The sequence below is a fragment of the Burkholderia torrens genome, assembly GCF_984668525.1.
In genome coordinates this window covers 2,252,567-2,271,647 of the sequence record NZ_OZ480212.1, presented here as the reverse complement: position 1 = coordinate 2,271,647, position 19,081 = coordinate 2,252,567, and the positions used below count along the sequence as shown (strand labels likewise).

The 19,081-nt window shown below is 62.2% G+C and carries 12 protein-coding genes and 1 tRNA gene; 10 read left to right on the top strand and 3 right to left on the bottom strand.

Annotated features, from left to right (window positions below):
• Positions 1-639: 639 nt before the first annotated feature.
• Positions 640-5,394, top strand: coding sequence for an AAA domain-containing protein (locus tag AC5LXX_RS26370; protein WP_493411597.1), 4,755 nt, complete (start codon positions 640-642; stop codon positions 5,392-5,394).
• 2 nt (positions 5,395-5,396) lie between these two features.
• The gene (locus tag AC5LXX_RS26365; RefSeq protein WP_493411596.1) at positions 5,397-6,761 is read left to right on the top strand and encodes a hypothetical protein; all 1,365 of its coding nucleotides are present in this window, start codon (positions 5,397-5,399) and stop codon (positions 6,759-6,761) included.
• Between the two features lie 56 nt (positions 6,762-6,817).
• On the opposite strand, the gene AC5LXX_RS26360 is transcribed toward AC5LXX_RS26365, so the two are convergent.
• Both AC5LXX_RS26360 and AC5LXX_RS26355 read right to left on the bottom strand, forming a co-directional pair.
• Entirely contained in the window at positions 6,818-7,420 is a 603-nt protein-coding gene (locus AC5LXX_RS26360) for a tyrosine-type recombinase/integrase (RefSeq protein WP_493411595.1), read from the bottom strand.
• A 108-nt stretch (positions 7,421-7,528) separates the two neighbouring features.
• Positions 7,529-7,774 (bottom strand): hypothetical protein, encoded by a 246-nt coding sequence (locus tag AC5LXX_RS26355; RefSeq protein WP_493411594.1) that lies wholly within the window; start codon positions 7,772-7,774, stop codon positions 7,529-7,531.
• Positions 7,775-7,993: 219 nt separating this feature from the next.
• Between AC5LXX_RS26355 and AC5LXX_RS26350 the strand changes: the two genes are divergently transcribed.
• The 7 genes from AC5LXX_RS26350 to AC5LXX_RS26320 all read left to right on the top strand — a co-directional run bounded on the left by AC5LXX_RS26350 (position 7,994) and on the right by AC5LXX_RS26320 (position 16,694).
• Complete coding sequence (locus AC5LXX_RS26350) at positions 7,994-9,214, top strand: BaiN/RdsA family NAD(P)/FAD-dependent oxidoreductase (protein WP_493411593.1); 1,221 nt, start codon at positions 7,994-7,996, stop codon at positions 9,212-9,214.
• A 107-nt stretch (positions 9,215-9,321) separates the two neighbouring features.
• Positions 9,322-9,534: a 30S ribosomal protein S21 gene (gene rpsU, locus AC5LXX_RS26345; RefSeq protein ID WP_006479415.1), complete on the top strand. Its 213-nt coding sequence runs from the start codon at positions 9,322-9,324 to the stop codon at positions 9,532-9,534.
• 194 nt (positions 9,535-9,728) lie between these two features.
• Entirely contained in the window at positions 9,729-10,175 is a 447-nt protein-coding gene (locus AC5LXX_RS26340; protein WP_493411592.1) for a GatB/YqeY domain-containing protein, read from the top strand.
• A 70-nt stretch (positions 10,176-10,245) separates the two neighbouring features.
• On the top strand, positions 10,246-12,120 hold the full coding sequence (gene dnaG, locus AC5LXX_RS26335; RefSeq protein ID WP_493403597.1) for a DNA primase: 1,875 nt from the start codon (positions 10,246-10,248) through the stop codon (positions 12,118-12,120).
• An 88-nt stretch (positions 12,121-12,208) separates the two neighbouring features.
• Positions 12,209-14,626 carry an RNA polymerase sigma factor RpoD gene (rpoD, locus tag AC5LXX_RS26330; protein ID WP_493411591.1) on the top strand — a complete coding sequence of 806 codons (2,418 nt, stop codon included), beginning with the start codon at positions 12,209-12,211 and terminating at the stop codon, positions 14,624-14,626.
• 138 nt (positions 14,627-14,764) lie between these two features.
• Positions 14,765-14,843, top strand: a tRNA-Ile gene (locus AC5LXX_RS26325).
• 300 nt (positions 14,844-15,143) lie between these two features.
• Positions 15,144-16,694 (top strand): phospholipase D family protein, encoded by a 1,551-nt coding sequence (locus AC5LXX_RS26320; RefSeq protein WP_493411590.1) that lies wholly within the window; start codon positions 15,144-15,146, stop codon positions 16,692-16,694.
• Between the two features lie 7 nt (positions 16,695-16,701).
• Here AC5LXX_RS26320 and pdxR read toward each other — a convergent pair whose 3' ends face one another.
• Complete coding sequence (gene pdxR / locus AC5LXX_RS26315) at positions 16,702-18,168, bottom strand: MocR-like pyridoxine biosynthesis transcription factor PdxR (protein WP_493411589.1); 1,467 nt, start codon at positions 18,166-18,168, stop codon at positions 16,702-16,704.
• A gap of 235 nt (positions 18,169-18,403) precedes the next feature.
• Here pdxR and AC5LXX_RS26310 point away from each other — a divergent pair, with 235 nt between their 5' ends.
• Positions 18,404-19,054: a pyridoxamine 5'-phosphate oxidase family protein gene (locus AC5LXX_RS26310; RefSeq protein ID WP_493411588.1), complete on the top strand. Its 651-nt coding sequence runs from the start codon at positions 18,404-18,406 to the stop codon at positions 19,052-19,054.
• The last annotated feature ends 27 nt before the right edge of the window (positions 19,055-19,081 follow it).

Here is a 19,081-nt window from a genome sequence, read left to right as displayed (position 1 = left end):
CTCTTTGAGACTTATGTAAGTGATGCTCCAGCCTCAGCTCACCGCGAGTGAACTCACGATGTGGTGATCGCGGTAGAGGTGCACTGCCAGAAAATCGAAATCGTGATCGTCGGCTCCGAAACGAAGGCGTAGTATATGGTGGAAGGCTTGATAGCGAAATGAAGTGGCTGCTGCATCATTAGGATTGCAGTTGCGGGTGGGGCGGCGGAGTGTGCTAATGTGGCCGGGAAAAGTAGCCCGAGGTTACCAGTGGCCTAAGTGGGACTGCTCGAAGTTGGCCATCTAATCAGTTGTCGGAGATGGTGAGCGATCGCTACCGGTGCCGTTTACGGCCGGACAGGTTTCAATGGTGGAGGGGATGTCACTCTCCAGAAGAGGCCGCTGGCAAGCTGTTCGGTTGTATGGCCGGGGCACCTTACTCTTCGGTCGCTCGTGTTTAGGCAATTTTGGTGTTTCGCGAGTGCTGGTGCTTGATCCGCTTTAGCCTTTCTGTAAGGAAAAATGGCCGCATGCTACGTGCGGTCATGCGTTGGTGAGTGCTTTGCTGACGTTGGAAGCCATTGACGAGAGTCAGTGGCACGCTGGCGCCCATTTTTAGGGGAAAACCCTCGCTCACCATACGCGGCGCGTATAAACATTATGAATAGTTCGTCGATCGAGCGAACATTAATTCGGGGAAAAGCAATGGCCTGCAAGGTCAGATATCTCAACAGCGCTGGCATCATGCCTCGCGAGATCAAGGGTATTGATGCTTTATCTAAGGCATTTCCGCCAAACTGGCTGCTTTACGTTTCCCTTAATTGCTTCCCGCGCAATCAGTCTCCAATGGAGATTGATGCAGTTGTGGTCATGGACGACCTTATCCTCCTTCTTGAGATCAAGGACTGGAACGGCAAGCTGACCTACAAAGGTGACCGATGGTTCGTCAATGGGGCACCGCGCAAGCGATCTGCTGTTGTTCTTGTCGATGAGAAGGCTAAGAAGCTCAAGTCCGTTATTCAAGGTCAGAGTTCGCTAGCCGGCGCATTCTATGTGGACTCGCGCGTTGTCTTCACGGGCACTGCCAATGCGGCGAACCTTCAACCGCAAGAGCAGGCGCGATGCTTGACGCTCTCGGAGGCGATGGCCATCGGGGATCCTGCCAAGCGCCATTTGTATGTAAAGCGTGGCAAGGTGTCGCTCACCAAAGCATGTAGTCTCGAGGCGGAGTTCGACAGAATCTTCAACAACACACAGCTCTTCCAACGGCTTGAGGCGGATTGGGCAGGCTACACGGTCACGGAGAAGGACATTTTCGTGCACCCGAAACAAGTCTGGCGCGACCACTTGGCCGAGCGAAGTGAAGAGAAGCGCTTGAAGGCAATGGTGCGAACATGGTCCTTCAACAATCTGCCGGTTGGCCTTAATAGCTCGGAGATGCGCAAGCTCGTGGCGATGCGCGAGACCAACGCGTTCGCCTACCTTCAGGACGTCGGCAGTGAACTTATTAGTCGTCAGCGAGTGCTTCGAGAGATCGCGACTCCGGACGAGGAGGTTTCGACCGGGCACTTCGAAGTTCGCCAGATTGCGCCAGGCTGGTATCCGCTTGACCAATACATTGTGCGTAACACGGATGCACTGAGTGTTTTGGATCGCATCACTATCGTTATGAGCCTGCTCAGCATCGTCGCTGAGCTTCACCGGGTCAACGTGACCCATCGGGACCTCGGTCCTCGGTCGATTTGGGTGGGCGGGCACAGCGACCTCGCGCTGACTGGTTTCATGTCCTGTCAGCTGCCAGACAAGACAACGGTGATGGACTGGTTGAAAGACCTGCGGGGCTACGCGGGGTTCCTGCCAGAAGACGTCAGTGGCTGCCCCAGCACCGGTCGGCAGAGGGACGTCTACAGTTGCGCTTACCTGGCCACCCAGGTGCTCACCGGCGAGGTTCCAAAGACCGCGGATATCGAGGCAACCGTTGCGGCGCTACCGCCGGAGCTTAAGAACCTCGGCGACTGGGTGCGAAGAGGGCTCTCAGTCGATCCATTATCGCGATACGCGAGCGCGGCAGAGCTCACGGATGCGTTTGCGGTCGTTGTCGAGGCTGGGCCAGCTGATGGATTCGACCAAAGCTTGTTGGACCGGTTTGAGACCACTGACGTCCCGTACGTGCGCTGGCCGCTTTCGGCAGTCGTTTCGTCATCGAGCCAGAAGCAGGTTTACGAGCACATCAACGGAGCCGCGACCGTTATGGTCAAGGTCTGGATGTCGTGGCTGCGCGGCCGTTCGACGCAGAGCGATTGCGCGCTGCTGAAGCTGCTGTTGAGCGTTGATCAGCTGATCGACGCCCCGCTCAAGGGACTCCCGCGATTTCTCGCAAGAGGTCTTTCTCCGCTGGGCGCCTTCGTGGTGTATGAACGAAGCGAGGGAACGCCTTTGGCGGAGCTCAAGTCTCTCCCTGAGAACACGGGGTTGGAACTTGCTGCCGATCTTCTGCGTACGGTCACCTCGCTACACGAACGCAGTTGCGAACATGGAGACATCTCGCCTTCCAATGTGCTGGTGAACGTCGATGATCGAACCATCTGCCTGATTGACCCGTTTGATATCTCGCAGGTTGGCGACGGGGCGTCAAGAACGCCGTCGATGCTGCCTGACAACTGGGAGCTCTTGCCGCAGGCAGCAATCGATCGCTTTGCCGCTTTAAAGGCGGTCCAGATGCTGCTTGTGCTGGATCCGAGCAGTGCCGCCGGGGCACTTCAGTCCGAACTCGACGCCGAGCTGAAGAAACCGGTTATCGAGTCGCTTCAGTATGCGCTGACCAAGGTGTCTCAAGCGGTGGAGGCGCTGACTGCGGCCGAAGTGATCGAGTTCCACCTAAAGACTGAGGGCCCAACGCACGGATTTTCTCAAACGGACAAGCTGTATGTGCGGCGACGCATTGAGCAGTCTGGTGCGGTGGCCTTCGACCTCACAACCGAAAAGGCTCAGTTGGTCTTGAAAGGCACTGGGATCGAGCTGCAACAGTACTATTTCAGGCAGACCTTCTTCGCGACTCTCGAGCGCGAGTCCCGCTCGGCACATAGCGATCTCCCCATTAGGGTGGCAGTTCAAGAGGGCGGCATCGGTGGCTTTGATGAGCTCTACGCCTACCTATGCAGCCACGAACGATTCACCGTCCTTCCCGCCGAGGAGGATCGGTCAGCGCCTCCTACGCAGTTTGAGGTGACTTGGCACTGGACGAAGCTGCTCGAAATCGAAGAGGAATCTCGCGTCGAGATCGCCGTTACTGAGATCCTGGCGCAAAAGGGTCAGGCGCTTGTGCTGGCCTACGAAAACCTGGGGAGGGATTTCGATTTCGATGAGGACGACTCTATCGACGTCTTCGTCGGTAGCCGCAAAATTGGGTACGTCGACCTATCTGCGAGTTCGTTCCCGAGTGCCATTGGGATCGTGTGCGAACGCGGGAACATTTCGAACGGAGATCATCTTCGTCTAGCGGAGCGCCGAGAGCAGACCTCGATGGAACGGCGCTCGCGGGCTGTCCGTCGTATCCTGGACCGCCGTTCGGTTATCGGCGACCTGGTGGAGTACTTCGATCCGCACAAGAGCGTCCCACCGAAGTCTTTCGACCTTTCTATCGACGACGCGCAGCTTGCTGCCTATGGGCTCAATGCTGGGCAGCAGCACGCGTTCCGGCATCTGCTTTCTTCCGGACCGGTTGGCCTGCTTCAGGGCCCGCCTGGCACCGGCAAGACGAGGTTCATCGCATCCTTCGTGCACTGGCTCATCTCCAAGGGAGGTGGCCAGCGCGTCCTTATTGCCAGCCAGTCACATGAGGCTGTCAACAATGCGATCGAGTCGTTGCTGCGCCTTCACAAGGGACGTGGTGAGACACGGCCGAGCCTCCTGCGGATTGGCTCCAAGGGCATCACCGACCGCATTCGCCCCTTCCACACGTCCGAGTTGCGAGAAAGCTACCGGGTCAAGTTCGATGCCGCCGCCAAGAACCGGTTTGGCCAGCTTACCAAAGCGCTCGGTGTGGACCGAACGTTCGCATCTGAGCTGTTTGACCTGGACAAGCAAGTCGGAACCCTCGCGCGGCGCTTAAGCACGGTACAGGAGGCCCTGGATGACGACGAAGGGCAGTTGGCCGTTGATCGTGAGCGCAACCGCGTGCAGCGAGCAAGGGTCCAAGATGCTTTCGTGGCCGCGTTCAAGGCCGTGGCAGGGCAAGAAACGGACGGCGTGTCGCCCCTTCAGGCATACGACCACCTAGTCAACGCGTTACACCTGAAGCATCCAAACGTCTCTCCGGCAGACGCCAGCGCGGCTCAGCGTGCGCTGAAGCTCACCAATGACTGGCTGGCTTCGCTGGGGTCGCCTGGGCGAAACTTCGAAGAGTTCTTGGCCAAAACGCGCAGCGTTGTATCGGCGACTTGCGTTGGCGTTGGGCAGACGCGTATCAAGATCGAGACGCAAGTGTTCGACTGGGTCATCGTTGACGAAGCTGCCCGGTGCACGCCTGGGGAGTTAGCGGTGCCCATCCAGATGGCCAAGCGCGTCCTGCTGGTGGGGGATCACCTGCAGCTGCTACCGATGATGGACGAACAAATGCTGAGCGACCTTAGGGAGGTTGAGCCAGACGTCTCGGTCGAGGAGCTCGCGCGCAGCGACTTCGAGCGCGCCTTTACGTCGACCTATGGCCAGTCCGTCGGCGTGCGGTTGACGGAGCAGTACCGGATGGACAGCGCCATCTGCGATCTGGTTTCGGAATGCTTCTACGAGGAGAGCGGTATTCGGCTGGTGACCTCCGCGGCGCGAAAGTCAGCGCTGCAGCCGACCGATTTTGGAGTGCCCTGGTTGTCTAAGCCGCTCGTCTGGATCGATGCCAGTAACGAACATATGAACTCCGAATATCGTCCGGAGGGTGAGACCACCATCCACAACCGCAGCGAAGTCGACGCAATCATCGCGGTGTTGGAGACGCTGGCGGCGGACAGTGCCTTGGTCACGGCGCTAGCGAAGGTTGATGATGAGACGCCAATCGGTGTCATCTGTATGTATGCGGGGCAGAAACGTCAGATTGAGTTGGCGTGGTCGCGCCGTCCGTTCGATCCGAAGTTCAAGCGCCTGGTGCGTATCGACACTGTCGACTCCTATCAGGGTAAGGAGAACGCCATCGTCATCCTCTCCCTGGTGCGCAGCAATCCGAAAGGGTCACCGGGACACGTGGGAATTTCAAACCGCTGCAACGTGGCTGTTTCGCGTGCCCAAGAACGACTCATTGTTGTTGGAGATGCGGAAATGTGGGAGCGTAGGGTTGATCCGAAGTCACCCATGCGCAGGGTCTTTGAGCACATGAAGAGCAACCCTGACCATGCCACGTTCCTCAAGGCATCGGAGGTTGCGTAAACATGAATGAGAACAACACTTTCGAAACGAACACGTTCGGGTTCAACCTTCCTTGCCGTCAGTTCGTAATCGCAGCCGAGAGGACGAAGGAGCGACGGCTGCCCATGGCGGATGAGTTCATCCTGAGAACCCTTCTCGTGGTGAAGTCCATCTCCGCGGACAGATTGGCGCGCTTCTTCGGCTTTGAAGGTCGGGACCTGGGCATCGCTGTCTCTGACCTCCAGGCGCGTAGCTTGGTCACGGTGGATGGCGACAACCTCAGCTTGCATCCGTCGGCGGCGGAAATGTTTCGAACATCTACCGAAGACGTACCGACCATCACGGTGGCTGAACCATTGAACGCTGACGTCTGGTTTGATCTGGTGACCAAGAACATGGTGAGCGGCCGTGGATTACGCAACATCCCGCATCTCATTCCGATTCCGCTGCGTCAGCAGATAGACGAGGCTGAGGCCCGCGCGGCGTTCCACGACAACTTCCGGGACTACTTGCGCATCGCGCGCAACGATCAGAAGGCGGACCAGTGGAGCCTTTATTCTATTCTTGACGTGCACGCTGGCCGCTACAGTTTTGTTCAGATTGGCGGTAGCGAACGGCTGACTTTGCAGGGTGCGCCCAGGCTTGAGTCACACTTAAATCTGAGTGAGACCGACTCGAGGGGGCGAGGAAAGCAGTTGACAGAGGCAATGTCCATCGAGCTACGCAAGCTGGATCATGTCAGCCCAAGCCAAATTTCTTTCAGCGAGTTCGCTCGCATGTTCAACCACCGAGACTGGTCGCAGTGGTTCCGGCCCGAGGGGCACTTCGATTTGGCCAGCTGGTTCCAGTTGGAGATGAACAGCAGTCCTGCCGGCACGGTTCCGCTGGTGGGCTACCCGTACGTCGAACGCAACCGACGAGCCATTACCTCGCTGCTCGAGGATGCGCCGCTGGACTTCAGCGGCGACCATCGTTGGCAGACTTGGTGGCTCAGACCCGGTGGCTCGCTGTGGGGGGCAACGGAGGATGTGCCGGCGACCCTCGAAGCGCTGCGGGGAGTCATCAGAGCGCGGGCCAAAGGAGGGATGCTCTCGTCTGTAGTGATTTCGCCGGCCTCAGTGGCCGACGCTTTGTCAAAGACGTTCACACGGGTCTTCGACATGGGTGTCCGCGCACCAACAAAGAAGGTGCCAACAGCGCTTGAGGTGCTCCTCGTCGCTGAGCGAGTTGCTGTTGTCTCAGTGATGGTTGCCCTGAGCGAATCCGTGTGTGTGCCAATTGGCTATGCAACCAACGACGAAGCCCGGGTTCGACGTATTGCAGAGCTGAGCGGCATTGGTGAGCTGGTTCGCGAGGGAACCCGCTTATGGCCACAGCCGAGTCGCTAGACTGCCAGCCATTCTGATCTGCGGCTACGTGCGCAGCCCAATTCGGAGCGACACGTCTACGTGTGGCGCAGCATATGGGTCCACACTTGGAGTCCAGTCTTCTGTCCAATCAGACGTACGATCCGATCGAGACTTTTGCCGTCCGAGCTGTATGGCTCGCCGGACTGATTCAGGAAAAGCGGCGAGTGTTCACGCGCGCTCAGCGCGGAGCGGAGACCTCGTTGACGCACTGCATAGTGATGGAGGTCTTGCATCAGTTGCCGGCTGACGTATATGTCGCGGGCCTTGCTACCTTTGGTCTTCATGCCGTGACCATCGCGCGGATCAAGGCTCACGCGAACGTTGCGCTCGTGACGGTAAGGGCGCTCTGGATCGATGACATATGCCAGCGGAAACGTTGCGAGTTCTTCTTTGCGAAGACCGGTTCCTAAAGCGAGGCGAATGATCATCCGATGATGGGGGTTCTCAGCCGAATGCAGGAGTTCTTTTACCTGTGCCGGTGAAAGAAATTTCGGCAGATCCTTGTAGGTTCGCGGCATTATGTCGGGCGTGGCCACAACGCCGCCAGAGGCGTTCACGTGCGCAAGAAATCGCCCACCGACGCTCATTCGACGAATGTCGTACGAGAACGGCAGTGTCGGAATCCATTGCTGGTGCATCGCAAACTCATAAAACTTGCAGATGTAGACCAGGCGATTGCGCACTGTCGCGCGGGCTAGGTCGTACTCCTCGAGGCAATAATCACGATAAGCTGCGACAAGTGGCTTTTACTCCCCGCGGCTGACATCGTCCCAGCGGAGATCATGCGTTTGGAGAAAGCTGAAATAGTCGTAGAGCGCCCGTGCAGTGTTGATCCATGACTTTTTTGAGCCGATGGCGCCGCGCAAGAGATAGAACCGGAAAAATTCATTGGCGGGGCGGCAACTCTCCATGTTGTCCCAAAGCAAGATCGGGAAACCGGGATAGGGCCGGCCGCTGATGAGGAAGTCGCTGGTGGAAGAGATCAGCCGCATTCAGGTTCTCCGGCCGATCAGCAAGGATGGGGGCCGTCGATTCGCGGTTGCGAACCCCATTTGCGAATCGAGCTGCGCCACCATCCAAGCGTTGCGTTGTCCGCCGTCGCATGTATCATTCGCCCTTCCTCAAGATAGTAATCAGTCGCCTACCTCTAAGTGACTGATAAATCTACATAATTTTCCTAACCCATGCAAAGTCCCTGAACAATCCGCGCCATGGAAACTTATGACATCGCCGTGATCGGCGCGGGCGCCGCCGGGATGATGAGCGCCGCGGTCGCCGGGCAGCTCGGCCGCCGCGTCGTGCTGATCGATCACGCGCCGCGGCTCGCCGAGAAGATCCGCATCTCGGGCGGCGGCCGCTGCAACTTCACGAACCTGTACGCGGGCCCCGACAACTATCTGTCGTCGAATCCGCATTTCGCACGCTCGGCACTGGCGCGCTATACGCCGCGCGACTTCCTCGGGCTGCTCAAGCGCCATCACGTGACCTGGCACGAAAAGCACAAGGGCCAGCTCTTTTGCGACCACGGCAGCGACGCGATCATCGACGTGCTGAAGCACGAGTGCGACGCGGGCGGCATCGCGTGGCGCCGGCCCGTCGTCGTCGACGCGGTGCGCCACGCGCCGGCCGACGGCTTCGTGCTCGACACGCAGCAGGCGGGGGCGATCGGTGCGCGCGCACTGATCGTCGCGACGGGCGGCCTGTCGATCCCGAAGATCGGCGCGACCGACTTCGGCTACCGGCTGGCGAAGCAGTTCGGCCACAAGCTCGTCGATACGCGGCCCGCGCTCGTGCCGCTGACGTTCGCGCAGCAGGACTGGGAGCCGTTCGCGGCGTTGTCGGGTGTGTCGCTCGAAGTGCGCGTATCGACCGGCGACAAGAAGCGCGGCGGCGAATTCGTCGAGGATCTGCTGCTGACCCATCGCGGCCTGTCCGGGCCCGGCATCCTGCAGATCTCGAGCTACTGGCAGCCCGGCGACCCGATCCGCGTCGACCTGCTGCCGCAGCGCGACACGGTGGCCGACCTGCTCGACGCGAAGCGTACGTCGAAGCGCCAGATCGGTTCGCTGCTCGCCGACTGGGTGCCGTCGCGCCTCGCGCATGCGTGGCTCGACACGCATCGCGTCGCGGCCGACGCGCGGCTCGCGGACCTGCCCGACAAGACGCTGCGCCAGATCGGCGATGCGCTGTCCGGCTGGACGCTGACGCCGAACGGCACCGAAGGCTACAAGAAGGCGGAAGTGACGAAGGGCGGGGTCGATACGCGGGAGCTGTCGTCGGCGACGATGATGAGCGCGCGCGTGCCGGGGCTGTTCTTCGTCGGCGAGGCGGTGGACGTGACGGGCTGGCTCGGCGGCTACAACTTCCAGTGGGCGTGGGCGTCCGGCACGGCGGCCGGGCAGGCCGCGGCGGAGTATTCGCGGAGCACCTGACGGCGCTCGGCCCGTTTAAGCGGACCCGGCCCCCGCGCCTTTGGACAATCCAATCGCTCTGCTATACTCGGTAGTCTTTCCCTGCAAACCTTTATTCGTGTCGGATCATGACGATCATTCGCGTTAAAGAGAACGAGCCGTTCGAAGTTGCAATGCGTCGCTTCAAGCGCACGATCGAGAAGAACGGTCTGCTGACCGAACTTCGCGCGCGCGAGTTTTACGAGAAGCCGACCGCGGAGCGCAAGCGCAAGAAGGCCGCTGCAGTGAAGCGTCATTACAAGCGGATTCGCAGCCAGACGTTGCCGAAGAAGCTGTACTGAACGATTGGGCGCCGCGCGGTTCGCTGAGCGGCGCACCGGCGACTCCGCGCGATCGGGTACGATCGCGCAGCCGATCAGGCGGCGAGTCGCCGATGCCGGATTCGAGCAACCCGCTTGAGACACTGTCCCAAGCGGGTTTTTGTGTTGACGCCCATTCGCGGGCGTCGGATTCACGTTTCCATTCCGGGTGAAAGATGAGTTTGAAAGAGCAGATCAGCGAAGACATGAAGGCCGCGATGCGCGCGAAGGAAAGCGAGCGCCTGGCGACGATTCGCCTGCTGATGGCCGCGATCAAGCAGCGTGAGGTCGATGATCGTGTCACGCTCGACGACGCGGGCATCACGGCCGTGATCGACAAGATGATCAAGCAGCGCAAGGATTCGATCAGCCAGTTCCAGGCCGCCGGCCGCGACGACCTCGTCGCGAAGGAGCAGGCCGAGCTGACCGTGCTGGGCGGCTACATGCCCGCGCAACTGTCGGACGCCGAAGTGGTGGCCGAAATCCAGGCGGCGGTCGCGCAAACCGGCGCAGCCGGCCCGCAGGACATGGGCAAGGTGATGGGCGTGCTGAAGGGCAAGCTCGCCGGCCGTGCCGACATGACGGCCGTTTCCGCGCAGGTCAAGGCCGCGCTCACGAAGTAAAACCCGTTCCCGGCGCGCCCAGCGATGCGTGCGCCGGGCGTCGTATTGTCTTTTTTCGCTCGATCCCACGGTGATTCCGCATTCTTTCCTGCAGGACTTGCTGAACCGCGTCGATATCGTCGACGTGGTGGGCCGGTACGTGCAGCTCAAGAAGGGCGGCGCCAACTTCATGGGGTTGTGCCCGTTCCATAACGAGAAGAGCCCGTCGTTCACCGTCAGTCCGACGAAGCAGTTCTATCACTGCTTCGGTTGCGGCGCGCACGGCACGGCGATCGGCTTCCTGATGGAGCACGCGGGGCTCACGTTCCCGGAAGCCGTGCAGGAGCTCGCGCAGTCGGTCGGGCTGACCGTGCCGCACGAACCGTCGATGCGCGGCGGTGGGGGCGGAGGCGGTGGCGGCGACTATCCGGCGCCGGTGTCGAAATCGGTCGCGACCGCGCTGTCCGACGCGATGACGGCCGCATGCGACTACTACCGCAAGCAGTTGCGCGGCGCGACGGTCGCGATCCAGTACCTGAAGAACCGGGGCCTGACCGGCGAGATCGCCGCGCGCTTCGGCCTCGGCTATGCGCCGGACGGCTGGCAGAACCTCGAAGCCGCGTTCCCGGACTATCGCGATGAATCGCTCGTCGAGTCGGGCCTCGTGATCGTCAGCGAGAAGACCGACGCGCAGGGCGTCGCGCGCCGCTACGACCGGTTCCGCGAGCGGATCATGTTCCCGATCCGCAACGTGAAGGGGCAGGTGATCGGCTTCGGCGGCCGTGTGCTCGGCAGCGGCGAACCAAAGTACCTGAACTCGCCCGAAACGCCGCTGTTCAACAAGGGCAGCGAGCTGTACGGGCTGTTCGAGGCGCGGCTCGCGATTCGCGAGCGCAAGTACGTGCTGGTCGTCGAAGGCTACATGGACGTCGTCGCGCTCGCGCAGCTCGGGTTCCCGAACGCGGTCGCGACGCTCGGCACCGCGTGCACGCCGATTCACGTGCAGAAGCTGCTGCGCCAGACCGACACGGTCATTTTCAGTTTCGACGGCGATTCGGCCGGGCGGCGGGCGGCGCGGCGCGCGCTCGAGGCCTGCCTGCCGCATGCGGGCGACAATCGCACGATCCGGTTCCTTTTTCTGCCGACCGAACATGATCCGGACAGCTATGTACGCGAGTTCGGCGCGGACGCGTTCTCCGAGCAGGTCGAGCGCGCGATGCCGCTGTCGCAATTTCTGCTGAACGAAGCGATTGCCGGTAAGGCGCTCGATCAGCCGGAAGGGCGCGCGAAGGCGCTGTTCGATGCGAAGCCGCTGTTGCAGGCGCTGCCCGCGAACGCGTTGCGTGCGCAGATCATGCACATGTTCGCGGACCGCCTCGATATCCCGTTCGAAGAGGTCGCGGGGCTGTCCGACGTCGATACGCGGATCGCGGCGCCGCCGCGCCAGGCGCCCCCGCGCAGCGAGCGCCGGCGCGTGACGGACAGCGAAAAGCGCGCGTTGCGCACGCTGGTGATGCATCCGCGCATCGCGTCGCAGCTCGACGACGAACAGATTGCGACCCTGCGCGCGTTGCCGCGCATCGGCGAACTGTTCGCGGAAGTCGTCGACCATGCGCGCGCGCTGGGCGACGGCGCGGAGTTCCGGCTGCTGTCGGATGTCCTGCGGACGTCCTCGAACGGGGCGACTTACGAGGAAATCTTCCGCGAAATTCTGGACTATGATGAAAACGTCCGCGATTTGCTGTTACAGAATCCGGAAGACGAGACGGTGCCCGAGCGGCAGCGTGAGCAGGAACGCATCGCGGGGGAGGAGCTGCAGGCGGCGGTGCTCAAGATGCGCTACGACGCCTGCTGCGACCGGCTTGACCGGCTGGCGCGGCAATCCACCTTCACCCCCGAGGAATTGGCTGAATTGACGGAATTGAACCAGCAGCGAACCGACATGAAACGTCGGCTCGGGCTGTAGGCGGCCGGGGCGCTTAGAGAGGGCGCCCCAGCGTGCTATAATATAAGGTTTCCAGCGGTTTGTTTTCCAAGCAAAGGCGAGAATCGCGATGGCAAAGACGACAGGCGGAAAGAAAGCAGCAGGCAAGGGCTCGACGGAGCCGACCAAGAAGGTCACAGCGGCCAAGTCTGCTTCTTCCACCAGGACAACGTCTTCAGCCACGTCAGCCCCAGCAGGAAAGAAAACCGCGGCCGGCACTGCTCAGGCTGCGCCGGCGCCGGCAGCCAGAACACGGGCTGCCGCCAGACCCGACTCCGGGCCGGCCAAGCCGGCGGCGAAGCGGGCAAGTGCGAAAAGCGCAAGGGACACGACTGCCGACGCGGACGAAACGGCAGTACGTACTACTCATGCACCCACGGTTCAACCGGCTGTCGTCCAGCAGCCGCGAGTCGATATAGCCGGTACGGCGAACTCCATGACCAAAAAGCTGAACGAAGTATCCGTCGAAGACGACGCAAATCAGAGCGACGAGCAGCCCGCAGCCGCGGCTGCTCCGGGCAAATCCAAGGTGCGCGATCGTCGCGCCAAGGAAAAGGCGCTGCTGAAGGAAGCGTTCGCGACGAGCACGCCGGGCACGGCCGAGGAGCTCGAAGAGCGCCGCGTGAAATTGCGCGCGCTGATCAAGCTCGGCAAGGAGCGCGGCTTCCTGACGTACGCCGAAATCAACGACCACCTGCCGGACAACTTCACCGAGACCGAAGCCCTCGAAGGCATCATCGGCACGTTCAACGACATGGGCGTGGCGGTCTACGAGCAGGCGCCGGACGCGGAAACGCTGCTCCTGAACGACAACGCGCCCGCCGCGTCGTCGGACGATGAAGTCGAGGAAGAAGCGGAAGTCGCGCTGTCCACCGTCGATTCGGAATTCGGCCGCACGACCGATCCGGTCCGGATGTACATGCGCGAAATGGGCACGGTCGAGCTGCTCACGCGCGAAGGCGAAATCGAGATCGCGAAGCGGATCGAGGACGGCCTGCGCCACATGGTGATGGCCATCTCCGCGTGCCCGACGACGATCGCCGACATCCTCGCGATGGCCGAACGCGTCGCGAACGAGGAGATCCGCGTCGACGAGCTCGTCGACGGCCTGCTCGATCCGAATGCTTCGGACACCGCCGATACCGACGGCTTCTCCGCGAAGGAAGCGGAAGCCATCGAGAACGAGGACGAGGAAGCCGAAGAGGAAGAGGAAGAAGAGGAAGAGGAGGAAGACGACGGTGCCGCGCAGGCATCGGCGAACGCCGCCCAGCTCGAAGCCCTCAAGCGTGCATCGCTCGAGAAGTTCTCGCAGATCAGCGAGTGGTTCGACAAGATGCGCCGCGCGTTCGAAAAGGAAGGCTACAAGTCGAAGGCCTACCTGAAGGCGCAGGAAACGATCCAGTCCGAACTGATGACGATCCGCTTCACCGCGCGTACCGTCGAACGCCTGTGCGACACGCTGCGTGCGCAGGTGGACGAAGTGCGTCAGGTCGAGCGCCAGATCCTGCACATCGTCGTCGACAAGTGCGGCATGCCGCGCTCGGAATTCATCGCGCGCTTCCCGGGCAGCGAGACCGATCTCGACTGGGCCGAGAAGATCACGGCCGAAGGCCATTCGTACAGCGCGGTGCTGTCGCGTAACGTTCCGGCGATCCGCGAACAGCAGCAGCGCCTGCTCGACCTGCAGGCGCGCGTCGTGCTGCCGCTGAAGGACCTGAAGGAAACCAACCGCCAGATGGCGGCCGGCGAACTGAAGGCACGCCAGGCGAAGCGCGAAATGACCGAGGCGAACCTGCGTCTCGTGATCTCGATCGCGAAGAAGTACACGAACCGCGGCCTGCAGTTCCTCGACCTGATCCAGGAAGGCAACATCGGCCTGATGAAGGCGGTGGACAAGTTCGAATACCGTCGTGGCTACAAGTTCTCGACCTACGCGACGTGGTGGATCCGTCAGGCCATCACGCGTTCGATCGCGGACCAGGCGCGCACGATCCGTATTCCGGTTCACATGATCGAGACGATCAACAAGATGAACCGCATCTCGCGGCAGATCCTGCAGGAAACCGGTCTCGAGCCGGATCCGGCAACGCTCGCCGAGAAGATGGAGATGCCGGAAGACAAGATCCGCAAGATCATGAAGATCGCGAAGGAGCCGATCTCGATGGAAACGCCGATCGGTGACGACGACGATTCCCATCTCGGCGACTTCATCGAGGACAACAACACGGTCGCGCCGGCGGATGCCGCGCTGCATGCCAGCATGCGCGACGTCGTGAAGGACGTGCTCGATTCGCTGACGCCGCGTGAGGCGAAGGTGCTGCGGATGCGTTTCGGTATCGAGATGAGCACCGACCACACGCTCGAGGAAGTCGGCAAGCAGTTCGACGTCACGCGCGAGCGGATCCGTCAGATCGAGGCCAAGGCGCTGCGCAAGCTGCGTCACCCGAGCCGTTCCGACAAGCTGAAGTCGTTCCTCGAAGGGAACTGATTTCCAGCGTCTCTGCCACGAACGCCGCCGGTATCCGCATGATGCCGGTGGCGTTTGTTCCCTTTGTCGTCTTTGTTGTTACAATGCCGGCCCGGCCTCGTTGCCGGGACAGCGTGTAGCACGCTTTGCTTCTCGTCTGGGCCCCTAGCTCATGCTTGGTTAGAGCAGCGAACTCATAATTCGTTGGTGCCGGGTTCGACTCCCGGGGGGCCCACCAGATTCGCTTCCACGGTTGTCCGGGGAAGCCGCGAAACCCGCGATGCCGCACGGCGTCGCGGGTTTTTCTTTGGTACGCGGTCGAGCGTATTGAGCGCGTTCGCGCCGGCGCCGCATGTCGCGTCTTCGCCACCGCGGAAACGCCGAAAGCGTGCCGACCCGATATCAATCGAAGTATGCTGTGGCGCGATCCGGTCGCATGCTGCTCCATCGCGCGCACCGGGGACCGGCGCCGCGCTCCGTCCGGCAGCCAGCCAGAACAAACACAATCCGACTTCGCCCGACAATGGGGGCGGCCAACATGATCATGCTGCGTTCGTGGGGTGCGATTCTGTCGTTGCTGATGCTTGCTGCGTGCGCGAGCCTGCCGCCGCAGGCCGACCGCACGCCGACGCATGCATTCGTCGATACCGACAATACGCGCCTCGGTGTGGCGTTTCGGCAGCAGGCCGCCGCCCATCCCGGGCAGGACGCGTTCCATTTGCTGACCGATCCGGTCGACGCGCTGGATGCGCGCGTGTTGTTGGCCGACCGGGCCGACCGGTCGCTGGACCTTCAGTACTACATCTGGCACGACGACCTGACCGGGCACGAACTGGCCGATGCGGTCATGCGTGCGGCCGATCGCGGCGTGCGCGTGCGCGCGCTGCTCGACGATCTCGGCACCAACGCGGACGACCGCAAGCTGCTCGAGATCAGCGCGCATCCGAACATCGAGATCCGGCTGTTCAATCCGGTGGCCTCGCGCCGGTTCAAGAAGATCGGCACGGTATTCGAGTTCGCGCGCGTCAACCGGCGCATGCACAACAAGGCGATGATCGCGGATAACCAGGTGGCGATCGTCGGTGGCCGCAATATCGGCGACGAGTACTTCGGTGCCTCTTCGATGCTGGAGTTCGGCGATCTCGATGTCGTCGTCCACGGCCCGGCGGTGAAGGACATCTCGACCGAATTCGATACGTTCTGGAATTCTCCGTACGCGTATCCGATCGACGTGCTGGTCGGACACGATGCGGCGCCGGGTGGGCTCGATCGCGAGCGCGAACGGTTGCGCGACTACCTGAGGGCCATGGAGGACAATCCGTACGTACTCGAGGCCCGGCAGCGGCTCGACCGGATCGTGCATGGGCAGGGTACCGAATTGTCGTGGGGGCGCGCGACGGTGCTGTACGACGATCCGTCGAAGATCGCGCACGCGCCGAAGGACGCCGACGGGCACCTGATGCCGCAATTGCGCGCGCTTGCGCTCCAGCCCCAGCACGACCTGCTGATCGTGTCGCCGTATTTCGTGCCGGGCAAGGACGTCGTCGAGCGGCTGCGTGCGCTCACGGCGCGCGGCGTGCGCGTGACGGTGCTGACCAACTCGCTCGCGTCGACCGACGTGGCGGCCGTGCACGCCGGCTACCGGCATTATCGACGCGACCTGGTGAATGCCGGCGTGCGGCTTTACGAACGGCGGCCGTCGGGCGACAAGAGCATTTCGAAGCAGGTCATCATCGGCTCGTCACGCGCGTCGCTGCATGCGAAGACCTACGTGTTCGATCACCAGAGCATTTTCATCGGGTCGATGAATCTCGATCCGCGCTCGCTGAACCTCAATACGGAGATCGGCGTGTACTGCGAGAGTCCGGCAATTGCGTCGCAGGTGGCGAACGATCTCGAGGCGCGGCTCGACCGGATCGCGTGGCGTGTCGAGGCGACGACCGATGCGGCCGGGAAAGGGCGGCTCGTGTGGATTCAGACCGAGGCGGACGGGAAGGTCACCGAAATCGATCACGAACCGGAAGTGTCGCCCGCACGGCGGATGGAGGTCTGGTTTCTGGGGCTGTTTCCGATCGAGTCGCAACTGTGAACGACGCTCAGCGGCGCGTGCGGCCGAGTCGTTCGATGACGGCCGCGAATTGCGTCGTTGCTGAGTCGATCGTCGCGTCGTCCAGCCCGGAATAGCCGAGCACGAAGCCGTTGTACGTGCGGCCGTCGCCGACGCGGTAGCTGCTCAGCGGCTGCAGCAGCACGCCCTGCGCGGACGCGGCGCGCGCGACGTCGGTGTCGTGCAGCGGTACGGTGAGATCCGCTGACAGATGCATGCCGCCCGGGCTGTCACGCACGCTCAATGCGGTGCCGAGGTGGCGCGCGAGGGCGGCTTCGAGGCTGCTGCGCCGCTCGGCATAGAGCGACCTCATCCTGCGCAGGTGCCGTGCAAAGAGGCCGGTGTCGATGAATTCGGCCATCGCGAGCTGGTCGGCCGCATGACCGCGATGGACGAGTTCGCGCAGCGTGCGCGTGAAGCGATCGACGAGGATCGGCGGCACCACCATGAAGCCGAGCCGAAGCGCGGGAAACATCGTCTTGCTGAAGGTGCCGAGATAGCAGACCGGCGCGTCGGGATGCAGGCCCTGGATCGCGGGCAACGGCTGGCCGTCGTGACGGAACTCGCTGTCGTAATCGTCCTCGATGATCCACGCACCGCACGCGCGCGCACGCTCGACGAGCACTGCGCGCCGTGCCGGGCTCATCAGTGCGCCGAGCGGATATTGGTGCGATGGCGTCGTATAGATCAGCCGGGGCGGCTGGCTACGCCACTGTGCGTCGGTAGGCGCCATCCCTTCGTGATCGACCTCGATCGGCACGAGATTCAGGCCGGTCGAGCGGAAGGCTGTCCGCGCGCCGTTGTAGCAGGGATTCTCGAGCCAGCCGTATTCGCCGGGATTCGCGAGCATGCGCGCACACAGCTCGAGGCTGCCTTGCGTGCCGTCGGTGATGAATACCTGGCCCGTGTCGCAGCGCACGCCTCGCGACACGCGGATGTACGCGGCCACCGCGCGCCTGAGCTCGGGCAGCCCTTCGACCGACCCATATGCGAGCTGGGCGGGCTTGATGGTTTTCCACGCACGCTCGATGCAACGACGCCACTGCGCCACGGGGAATTCGTCGAGTGACGGGAGGCCGGGGACGAACGGCAGCATGCGTTCGGGCTCGGGCTCGGCGTTCTCCAGCCCTTGCACGCGCGCCGACAGCCGAACCGCGGGCGGCCCGTCTTCATTCGCGGCGCTCGCGCGGCCGCGTCCGTCCCATCGCGTGATCGTGCCGTTGCGCGTGGCGGCCACGAAGCCTTCTTCCGCCAGCCGCTCGTACGCATAGACCGCCGAGTTGCGTGCAATGCCCAGCTCGGCCGCGAGCACGCGCGTCGACACAAGTCGCGTACCGGGCGGAAGGTGCCCGTCGAGCAGCAGCGTGCGCAGGCCCCGGTACAGCGCTTCCTGCTGGCTGTGTCGGGTCGTGCCGTCCTGTCGGGCAAGCGACGAGATGAGCAGCGCGAAATCCATAGGCTGGTTCCAGAAATTTTCGTTGTGCTGGTTCTTTTGAAGATGCCGCGCGCATCGTATCGTTCTCGTTCTCGCGGTGCAGACCGGCGCGCAAGCCGTGCCGGCGATCGCCGCGGCCCGCTGCACGTCCGTATTCTGATCGATTTGACACGCGACTGTCGACGAGCCCGGAGACGGGCGATTCGGCCGTGAATACGGCGCGCTACCGATTCAATTCACTTCGTAGTCCAGATATATGAGAGACCAGACCGCCATCGCTCCCACGTCGCGTACGACCATTCGCCGCTTGCCCGAGCTGGCCAGTCACGATCGCGCGATGCTCCACCGCATCGTGGACGAGGCCTACGTCTGTCACATCGCGTTCGGCGACGGACAGGACACGCACTGTATTCCGACCGCGCACTGGAGGCGAGGTGACGATCTCCATATCCACGGATCCAACGGCAGCCGGATGATCAAGGCGCTGTCGGCGGGTGCGCAGGCTTGCGTCGCGATCACGTTGCTGGACGGTCTCGTACTGGCCAGGTCGGCCTTCAACCATTCGATGAATTACCGTTCGGCAGTGATCTACGGGCAGTTCGAGGTGGTGGAGGGCGGTGCGGAGAAACTGGCGGCACTGGATGCGTTGATGGACAAGATTGCGCCGGGCCGCAGGCATGAAGCGCGGCCGGGCAATGCGAAGGAAATCAATGCGACCAGCGTGCTGCGGATCTCCATGGACGAAGCGGCCGTGAAAATCAGCGATTCGCTGCCGTCCGACAAGGACGAAGATCTGGCGCTTGCCGTCTGGACCGGAATCCTGCCGCTGAGGACGGCACGCGGTGCGCCAGTGCATGCCGACGGCAACGTGCCCGTGCCGGACTACGTGCGGAACTGGGCCGATTGAGTGGTGGATCGCCGGACGGCAGCGCGG

Excerpts from the sequence above, each read along its gene's own strand:
- AC5LXX_RS26370 (WP_493411597.1), top strand. The coding sequence starts at position 640 with ATGAATAGTTCGTCGATCGAGCGAACATTAATTCGGGGAAAAGCAATG.
- AC5LXX_RS26365 (WP_493411596.1), top strand. The coding sequence starts at position 5,397 with ATGAATGAGAACAACACTTTCGAAACGAACACGTTCGGGTTCAACCTT.
- AC5LXX_RS26360 (WP_493411595.1), bottom strand. The coding sequence starts at position 7,420 with ATGCACCAGCAATGGATTCCGACACTGCCGTTCTCGTACGACATTCGT.
- AC5LXX_RS26355 (WP_493411594.1), bottom strand. The coding sequence starts at position 7,774 with ATGCGGCTGATCTCTTCCACCAGCGACTTCCTCATCAGCGGCCGGCCC.
- AC5LXX_RS26350 (WP_493411593.1), top strand. The coding sequence starts at position 7,994 with ATGGAAACTTATGACATCGCCGTGATCGGCGCGGGCGCCGCCGGGATG.
- rpsU (WP_006479415.1), top strand. The coding sequence starts at position 9,322 with ATGACGATCATTCGCGTTAAAGAGAACGAGCCGTTCGAAGTTGCAATG.
- AC5LXX_RS26340 (WP_493411592.1), top strand. The coding sequence starts at position 9,729 with ATGAGTTTGAAAGAGCAGATCAGCGAAGACATGAAGGCCGCGATGCGC.
- rpoD (WP_493411591.1), top strand. The coding sequence starts at position 12,209 with ATGGCAAAGACGACAGGCGGAAAGAAAGCAGCAGGCAAGGGCTCGACG.
- AC5LXX_RS26320 (WP_493411590.1), top strand. The coding sequence starts at position 15,144 with ATGATCATGCTGCGTTCGTGGGGTGCGATTCTGTCGTTGCTGATGCTT.
- pdxR (WP_493411589.1), bottom strand. The coding sequence starts at position 18,168 with ATGGATTTCGCGCTGCTCATCTCGTCGCTTGCCCGACAGGACGGCACG.
- AC5LXX_RS26310 (WP_493411588.1), top strand. The coding sequence starts at position 18,404 with ATGAGAGACCAGACCGCCATCGCTCCCACGTCGCGTACGACCATTCGC.